We start from the raw sequence: 8654 nt of genomic DNA, 5'->3' as shown, positions 1-8654 counted from the left end.
GCCACACACAGCCCAGAAGCAATGCGCATCAACGCCCATGCATAGGGATCCAGAATCAACATATGCGAAAGCAAGCCGATCGCACCTGTCGCTGTAAAAGCGGCAAAGGCACGGCTGTGCCCCACACTGCCCATCAGGCGCGGTGCCCACCAGCAGCCAATGAAAAAACCCAGAAAATGCGCAGAGCCCAGCAAACCGATCTGCGACTTGGAAAACCCTAAAGCAATGCCCGAGAGCGCATCAAGCGGGCCAACCCCCCCGGAGGAGAGCTGCAACAAAGCTACCGACAGAAACAGTGCCGCAAAGGAAATAAGCAATCGCATAATAGGCCCAACCTAGCGGCGCGTTCACAATCCACCAGCGCGAAATCGACATGAAACTGTCTTTTTACACCAAGGCTGGGCGCAGGTCTCTTCTTTGGTCTAAAAATACCTCAGAGAGCGCGAGAGACAGCGTCTCTCGCATTGATCGGATTGCTTTAGCAATTCGAACGATTAACCGCGGATTACCTTGGAGAAAGTACCGAAAATCGCTTCATTGGCGCAGATCACTTCGCCATCGCCAAGAATATCGCCCTTTGGATCAAGCGGCTCGATGAAACCACCCGCTTCACGCACGATCACGATGCCAGCAGCCAGATCCCAGGCGTTCAGCTTGCGCTCCCAATAGCCCTCATAGCGCCCTGCGGCGACATAGGCCAAATCCAGCGCAGCAGACCCGAAACGGCGAATGCCTGCAACGGCGGGTGCAAGTTTGGCGATGTCTTTGATGGTGTCGGGCAAATCCGCACGGCCACCAAAGGGGATGCCTGTTGCAAAGATGCTTTCGATCATCGAATGCCGCGAGGACACGCGCAAACGCTGGTCATTGATCCAGGCGCCTGCGCCCTTTTCGGCAACGAACATTTCGTCCTTGGCAGGATCATAGATCACGCCCGCTACGATCTGGCCTTTATGTTCCAGTGCGATGGATACCGCCCAATGGGGCAAGCCGTGCAGGAAGTTCGTTGTGCCGTCAAGCGGATCAACGATCCAGCGGCGGGTCGGGTCTGCGCCTTCTTCCTCGCCGCCCTCTTCCGCAAGCCAGCCATAGGTCGGGCGCGCTTCCATCAATTCTTCTTTGATGATCTTCTCCGCCGACAGATCGGCTTTGCTCACGAAGTCTCCAGCGCCCTTGCGCGAAACTTGCAGGTTTTCGACTTCGCGAAAGTCCTTCGCGAGGCTACGTCCCGCCTTGCGCGCCGCTTTTATCATCACATTTAGATTTGCGCTGCCTTGCATGGCCATTCGGTCCTTGGAATTTGAGAGGTTCAGGCGCGCGGTATAGGCAGGGCCGCGCCATTTGCCAAGCGGTTAAGCGTTTTGCAGCTTTCTCGCTTCTTCCTTCGCAAGCCGGATCAGATCAATCATGTAGGGCTTTATCACGTCATCGCTACGCGTTGCCGCAAATAATTGACGGGTCAGCCCTGTTCTGGTCAGGGGGCGTGTGACGTAGTCCGAGGAATATTTCACTTCGCGCACCACCCAGTCAGGCAAGACCGAAATGCCCCTGTTGGACGCGACAAGCAGCAAGATAACAGCGGTCAATTCCACTTGGCGAATGGCGGCGGGTTCCACTTTGGCAGGGCTGAGCAACTGGCTGAAGATATCCAGTCGCGCACGGTCCACCGGATAGGTAATCAACGTCTCGCCGCGAAAATCCTGTGCGTCGATATAGGGTTTGGCAGCCAGAGGGTGCTGCGCAGAGGCCACAAAAACAGGTGAATAGTCAAAAAGGTGCGAGAATTCGACGCCTTTGATATTCTCTGGATCGGAACTGACGACAAGGTCCACCTCTTCCTTTTGCAAGGCCGGCAGCGCATCAAAGGCAAGCCCGGGGCGAATGTCGACATCCACGTCGGGCCAGAGTTTTCGAAAACCTTCAAGCACTGGAAACAGCCACTCAAAACAAGCGTGGCATTCAATTGCGATATGCAATCTGCCAGATTTGCCGCTGCGCAGCCCGGAAAATTCATCTTGCAGCGCTTCGATCTCAGGCAGGATTTTCTCGGCCAAACGCAGCAAACGAAAACCCGCAGGCGAGAGTTTCATCGGTTTGGAGCGGCGCACGAACAGTTCGACCCCTGCTTGATCCTCCAACCCCTTTATTTGATGGCTGAGTGCGCTTTGGGTGATGTTCAATTGATCTGCCGCTTTGGCCAAGCCGCCATTCTCGTGAATCGCTTTGATCGTGCGAAGATGTCTGAACTCGATATGCAAACCGAACCAACCTCATAATGGTGATGAATGTTATGAAGTTGTTTCACAATGCGGCGCGTGCAACAAGAAAGAAATTCATAAAGAAAGCAAATATCATGAGCGCGCCGAAGGTATCATTCGAGTTCTTCCCACCCCAAAATCTGGAAGCCTCTTTCCGTTTATGGGACACGGTGCAAACGCTTGCGCCGCTTGATCCAACGTTTGTATCGGTGACTTATGGCGCGGGGGGCACAACGCGCGACCTGACCCGCGATGCGGTTGCAACCTTGCATAAATCCAGCGGATTGAATGTTGCTGCGCATTTGACCTGCGTTAATGCAACACGCGAAGAAACGTTGAAAATCGCCGATGACTTTGCCAAAGCTGGGGTCACGGAAATCGTTGCCTTGCGCGGCGACGCACCCAAAGGGCAGGATCGTTTTACCCCGTGCGAGGGCGGTTTTGCCAATTCTGTCGAGCTGATCGAAGCCTTGGCCGACACGGGTAAGTTCAAGATCAAGGTGGGTGCCTATCCCGACCGCCACCCCGAAGCGGCCAGCTCAAATGCGGATATCGACTGGCTAAAGGCCAAGATTGATGCGGGTGCGAGCGAGGCAATCACCCAGTTCTTTTTCGAGGCCGATACGTTCTTCCGTTTCCGCGACGATTGCGTAAAGGCTGGCATTACTGCGCCGATCTTGCCGGGCATCCTGCCTATCGAGAACTGGAAGGGAACACGCAACTTCGCCAAGCGTTGCGGCACGCCTGTGCCGACATGGCTGGATGACGCGTTTGAGAAAGCCGAGCGCGACGGGCGCAGTGACCTTTTGGCGACCGCGCTATGCACCGAGCTTTGTTCGGAGTTGATGGCAGGCGGCGTGGATGCTTTGCATTTCTATACGCTTAATCGACCTGAACTGACCCGTGATGTTTGTCACGCGCTTGGTGTGACGCCAAAGCTGGCGCTCCAGAACGTTGCGTAACTACGATTGCGGCGAATGCGTGCTCCTCTTAGCCTAGGGCAAAAGAGGAGCACGCAGAATGCATTATGCCCAAAGCCCTGATGACCTTCTAACGCTTGCGCAAGCGCTTGATATGTCCGGATTTGATTTCATGCAGGGTATTTTGGAGGGCAAGCACCCTGCCCCGCCCATCGGCAAAACACTGAACTACCATCTGCATGAAGTGGGTGATGGTCGTATCGTGTTTCGCGGTGCGCCCCTGTTCGATCATTGCAACCCGATGGGCACGGTCCATGGCGGCTGGTATGGGACGTTGCTTGATAGTGCCATGGCCTGCGCGGTGATGACCAAGGTGCCAAAGGGTAGCGTCTATACAACTCTGGAATATAAGGTGAATATTCTTCGATCTATCCCGTTGGGGATGCAGGTCGATACGCTTGGCGTAACCGATCATACAGGGCGATCGACGGGTGTAGCCCATGGTGAAATTCGCGGTGTCGAGGACGGAAAGCTTTATGCGACCGGGTCAACAACCTGCATCATCATGAATCCCTAAACCTCAGGTATTTGCGCGCGGTGCGCGGCGACGGTTTCGAAACAAACGTGCAACCATGCCGCTGTTAGTGCCCGAAGCCTTGCGCCCTTCGCGTGCAAAGACCGAGTGATGCAACCGCTCGCAAGTGCCACAGGCGATGTCACGGCGCTTGCGGATCAGGAATAGTTTACCAAAGCCGCGCCAAGTGCTGACCGATGGCGCATGCGGGTTTTGATCGTAGCGCGCACGCCAACCGTCTGGCAGCACCAAACCGCAGCTTTCCATGCGCTCCAGCATCCAGACCAACGGGATATTGGCCAGCGCGCGCGCCGCTTCATAGCCGCCCAGTTGACCGCCCACATCGCCATGGGTGCCCGGGAACCAGACTTGCTCGATCCGGCCATGCCAGTCTTCGGGGCAGGTCCAAAGCACGGGCGCGTAGGCGTTACGTGTTTCGTCCCGCGCAAGTGCGTGAAAGCCGTGACGGATGGAACGGCCCAGTTCATGGTTGTGAAAATCGTGCTTAGGCGCGCTCCAGCGCCACAGGATCGGCAAACCGATGCCCAGCGCCTTGACCGTATCCCAGACCCCGACCATTTCGATGGGTGCGCTGTCATGGCAATGCTCTTGGGTAAAATGTGTTAGATCTTCGCCCTCATGACCGCTTTCATAGATACGGTAAATTGTACGAATGTGCCGTTCTTCCGAATGCTCGGCTTTCAGCAATCCGACACGGTCAATAACGCCGGCAAGCGAGCGGGCGGCGAAGGCACCACGTGAATAGCCAAGCAGGAAAATCTTGTCGCCGGGGCGGTAGCGCGATGCGAGAAAGCCGTAAGCGCGGCGAATTTGGCGATTGATCCCGCGCCCCATCATCACATCGGGGGCAGAGCGCAGCCCGCGCCATTGCACGCCTGCCTCGTAATAGAGCGATAAATCGGGCGAGGCTTCGCACAGAAGTTTATAAGTGCGTCCCGCGTTGGTTTCCTGGCCATCATCCAGCGACGACATCGTGCCGTCCAAAATCACCACATGCGTTTGCGGCTCATGCGCAACGCTGCGTGGGCTTTGATGGCGTCGGCGCAGCGCGCCTGACAACCAAAGGGATATGCGTTTACTCAGCCGCAATTTGCCCCGCTTTCAAGGCCTGCCACATACGGTGCGGCGTGAACGGCATATCGACCCGCGCAATCCCGAGCGGCGAAACCGCATCTTGCACCGCATTGGCAATCGCTGCGAGCGCGCCGACTGTACCAGCTTCGCCGCAGCCCTTCATGCCCATCGGATTTGTCGTTGTCGGAACGGCTTCTGTTGAAAATGAAATCATAGGACAATCATCGGCGCGCGGCATTGCGTAGTCCATAAAACTTGCCGTGAGCAGCTGTCCGTCTTCGTCATAAACGACGCGCTCTGTCAGGGCTTGGCCCAAGCCCTGAACCACACCGCCGTGGACCTGCCCTGCGACAAGCATCGGATTTATCAGATTGCCAAAATCATCAACGATTGTGTCGCGATCAACGCGGGTGACGCCCGTTTCGGGGTCGATCTCCACCTCGGCCACATGTGCACCGTTGGGGAAAGAGCGGGCATCAAGGGTGATACGAGCCTCATGGCTGAGCAAATCATCACGTGCATGCTCGCGCGCCAGTTCGGCCGCTTCGATCATTGTGTAGCTCTCGTTGGAGCCATCTGCTCTGAATGCCTCATCGTCAAACATGACGCTCTCCTCGCTCACACCTATCTTAGCTGCCAAGAATGGCGTAAATTGGGCGATCATCTTGTCAACCGTGGCAAGCGTTGCAGTGTTCTGCACCGTCACAGAGCGCGATCCCCCTGTCCCGCCGCCCGTTTTGATAAGATCACTATCGCCTTGAATAACATCAATTTTATTCAAATCTATTCCAGATTGATCGGAAAGGAACTGCGCATAGACCGTTTCATGGCCCTGTCCGTTGCTTTGGGTGCCTACATAAATGCTCACACGGTCATCCTTTTCGAAAAACACCACTTTGGCGCTTTCGCTAGGATCACCCAAAATACTTTCAATATAGTAACACAGCCCCATGCCGCGCAGTTTACCGCGCGCTTTGCTTGCGTTGCGCCGTTGCTCATACCCGGGCAGGTCTGCGTGGTTTTGCGCAACGCTCATCACGCGGTCGAAATCGCCAATGTCGTAGGTCACATCGGCCGCGGTTGTATAGGGGAAGTTCTCAGGGGCGATGAAATTGCGTCGGCGCAGCTCCCAGGGATCTGTGCCCAGCGCACGCGCTGCGTAATCCATAGAGCGTTCAAGCACGTAAATCGCTTCGGGGCGTCCTGCGCCGCGATAGGCGTCAACTTGGGTTGTATTGGTGTAAACACCTTCCACGTGCAGATAGGCGCCCTGCACATCATAACAGCCTGTCATCACCTTGGAAAACAGATCGGTCTGGATCGGCTGGCCAAACTGCGAATTATAGGCACCAAGATTACAGACCGTATCAATGCGATAGGCTACCAGCTTGTGATCCGCGTCAAAGCCCATTTCGACGCGGCTCACCAAATCACGGCCACCATTGTCGCTAAGCATCGCTTCACTGCGATCAGACATCCAGCGCACGGGCTTGCCCAGCATACGTGCAGCGACGCAGCTGACGGTATATTCAGGATACATCATCGCCTTCATCCCGAAACCGCCGCCTGTATCGGGGTTGGTGACGCGCACATGCTCTGGATCGAGCCCTAGATGCGTGACGAGCTGGCCTTTGGGTGCCCAGACGCCCTGCCCGTTCACCGCAAGGTGAATGCGTTCTCCGTCCCATTCGGCATAACAGCCACGGGGCTCCATTGAATTGGCGATGATGCGGTTGTCCTCGATTTCAAACGCGAGCCGATGCGCAGCGCTTTCGAGTGCAGCCATGCAGCCCGCTTCATTGCCAAGGCCCCAATCAAATGCGCGATTGCCGGGCGCTTCCGGATGGATGTCGCTGCCACCGACGGCAACATCCATGTGGACGGGCAATTCGTCATAATCCAGTTCAATCAACTCGGCCGCGTCTTTGGCCTGCAATAGTGTGTCGGCAAAGATCATCGCAATCGGCTCGCCAACAAAGCGCACACGGCCATGCGCCAGCAACGGGCGTTCGGGCGCGGCACCGCGCGTGCCATCAAGGTTCTTCACAGTTGCGCCAGCCATGCCCAGCTTCACCCCCTGGGCGATCAGATCATCAACCGTTAGGATCAGATGGACCCCTTCCGCCGCGCGCGCGTCATCAACATTCAGCTCGGTGATCGTGGCATGGGCCACAGGGGAGCGCAGCACATAGCCAAAGAGCGCACCCTTTGGCGTGATATCATCGACATAGCGCCCCTCGCCTGTCAGGAAGCGAATGTCTTCTGTGCGTTTAACTGCTTGGCTTTTACCGAATTTTTCCAAGATGCGCTCCATGGCTTAGGGGTGGGCTGGAACGTTAACCCTAATCGACGCGTGCGTAATGTCTAGATTGCCTTTTCCTTTGGGTCCGCTTTGTTTATCAGAGCGACGACACGTCATTCGATGCCGAGATACGAAACAAGGACGCCCGAACCAATGGCCATGGAAAAGAACTTTAACGCAAGCGAAGCCGAAACCCGCCTTTATGCGGCATGGGAAAAAGCGGGCTGTTTCAAAGCGGGCGCAAATGCCAAGCCAGAGGCATCCACCTTTTGCATTATGATCCCGCCGCCGAATGTGACGGGCGTTTTGCACATTGGCCATGCGTTCAACAACACGTTGCAGGATATTCTGATCCGCTGGAAGCGCATGCAGGGGTTCGACACGCTTTGGCAGCCCGGCACCGATCACGCAGGCATTGCCACGCAGATGGTTGTAGAGCGCAAGCTGGCCGAAACCCAGCAACCTTCGCGCGTTGAAATGGGCCGCGATGCGTTTCTCGAGAAGGTTTGGGAATGGAAAGGCGAATCTGGCGGCACGATCATCAACCAGCTTAAACGTCTTGGCGCGACCTGCGATTGGGACCGCGAAGCCTTTACCATGTCCGGTGCTCCGAATGCGCCCGAGGACGTGGCTGGCGGCAATTTCCATGACGCCGTCATCAAGGTCTTTGTTGAGATGTACAACAAAGGTCTGATTTATCGCGGAAAGCGATTGGTGAACTGGGATCCGCATTTTGAAACCGCGATTTCCGACCTTGAGGTCGAGAACATCGAAGTAGCGGGCCACATGTGGCACTTCAAATATCCGCTCGCGGGCGGCGCTACCTATACCTACGTTGAGAAGGACGAAGACGGGAACGTCACGCTTGAGGAAGAGCGTGATTATATCTCTATCGCCACTACCCGCCCTGAGACGATGCTGGGCGACGGCGCGGTTGCGGTTCACCCGTCAGACGAGCGTTACGCCCCTATCGTGGGTCAGCTTTGTGAGATTCCCGTTGGTCCGAAAGCGCTGCGCCGCCTGATCCCGATCATCACGGATGAGTATCCTGATAAGGACTTCGGTTCTGGCGCGGTAAAGATCACAGGCGCGCATGATTTCAACGACTACCAAGTCGCCAAGCGCGGCGGCATTCCCATGTATAACCTCATGGATACGAAGGCCGCGATGCGCAGCGACGGCAAACCCTACGCCGAAGAAGCCGCCATTGCCCAAGCGATTGCCAATGGCGAACAAGAATTCGACGAGGCAATGATCGCCGCGATGAACCTTGTGCCCGATGAATATCGCGGCATGGACCGCTTTGAGGCGCGCAAGAAGGTTGTTGCGGATATCTCTGCCGAAGGCTTGGCGGTGATGGTTGAAGTTACGTCCAAGGTGAAGGATGAGGACGGCAATGAGCATGAGGTAACCGAGACGGTTCCCTATGTGGAAGCCAAGCCGATCATGCAGCCGTTTGGCGATCGCTCTAAGGTAGTGATCGAGCCGATGCTGACCGATCAATG

Annotated in this window: 7 protein-coding genes and 1 pseudogene; 3 read left to right on the top strand and 5 right to left on the bottom strand. The window is 56.1% G+C overall.

What is annotated here, in order from left to right; genetic code table 11:
• From WBC85_RS11975 to WBC85_RS11965, 3 genes and pseudogenes are all read right to left on the bottom strand, one after another.
• Positions 1 to 323: pseudogene (locus WBC85_RS11975) on the bottom strand (MFS transporter); the annotation flags it as partial.
• 171 nt (positions 324 to 494) lie between these two features.
• Positions 495 to 1280 carry an inositol monophosphatase family protein gene (locus WBC85_RS11970; protein ID WP_424437284.1) on the bottom strand — a complete coding sequence of 262 codons (786 nt, stop codon included), beginning with the start codon at positions 1278 to 1280 and terminating at the stop codon, positions 495 to 497.
• Positions 1281 to 1352: 72 nt separating this feature from the next.
• Complete coding sequence (locus tag WBC85_RS11965; protein ID WP_424437281.1) at positions 1353 to 2258, bottom strand: LysR family transcriptional regulator; 906 nt, start codon at positions 2256 to 2258, stop codon at positions 1353 to 1355.
• 95 nt (positions 2259 to 2353) lie between these two features.
• Here WBC85_RS11965 and metF point away from each other — a divergent pair, with 95 nt between their 5' ends.
• Together metF and WBC85_RS11955 are read left to right on the top strand one after the other, a co-directional pair.
• Positions 2354 to 3220, top strand: coding sequence for a methylenetetrahydrofolate reductase [NAD(P)H] (metF, locus tag WBC85_RS11960; protein ID WP_424437278.1), 867 nt, complete (start codon positions 2354 to 2356; stop codon positions 3218 to 3220).
• 58 nt (positions 3221 to 3278) lie between these two features.
• A complete protein-coding gene (locus tag WBC85_RS11955; RefSeq protein ID WP_424437275.1) occupies positions 3279 to 3755 on the top strand; it encodes a PaaI family thioesterase in 477 nt (158 codons plus the stop codon).
• Positions 3756 to 3758: 3 nt separating this feature from the next.
• Here WBC85_RS11955 and WBC85_RS11950 read toward each other — a convergent pair whose 3' ends face one another.
• Both WBC85_RS11950 and WBC85_RS11945 read right to left on the bottom strand, forming a co-directional pair.
• A complete protein-coding gene (locus WBC85_RS11950) occupies positions 3759 to 4862 on the bottom strand; it encodes a DUF2235 domain-containing protein (RefSeq protein WP_424437272.1) in 1104 nt (367 codons plus the stop codon).
• On the bottom strand, positions 4849 to 7149 hold the full coding sequence (locus tag WBC85_RS11945) for a xanthine dehydrogenase family protein molybdopterin-binding subunit (protein WP_424437269.1): 2301 nt from the start codon (positions 7147 to 7149) through the stop codon (positions 4849 to 4851). Before WBC85_RS11945 ends, WBC85_RS11950 begins: the two co-directional genes overlap by 14 nt.
• Before the next feature lie 153 nt (positions 7150 to 7302).
• Between WBC85_RS11945 and WBC85_RS11940 the strand changes: the two genes are divergently transcribed.
• A partial coding sequence (locus tag WBC85_RS11940; RefSeq protein ID WP_424437266.1) for a class I tRNA ligase family protein occupies positions 7303 to 8654 on the top strand: 1352 nt, incomplete at its 3' end.

It is taken from the genome of Planktotalea sp. (genome assembly GCF_049680325.1).
In the GTDB taxonomy this organism is placed as follows: Bacteria; Pseudomonadota; Alphaproteobacteria; order Rhodobacterales; family Rhodobacteraceae; genus Planktotalea.
The sequence above is the reverse complement of the archived record's forward strand: the minus strand, read 5'-3'. Positions and strand labels throughout refer to the sequence as shown.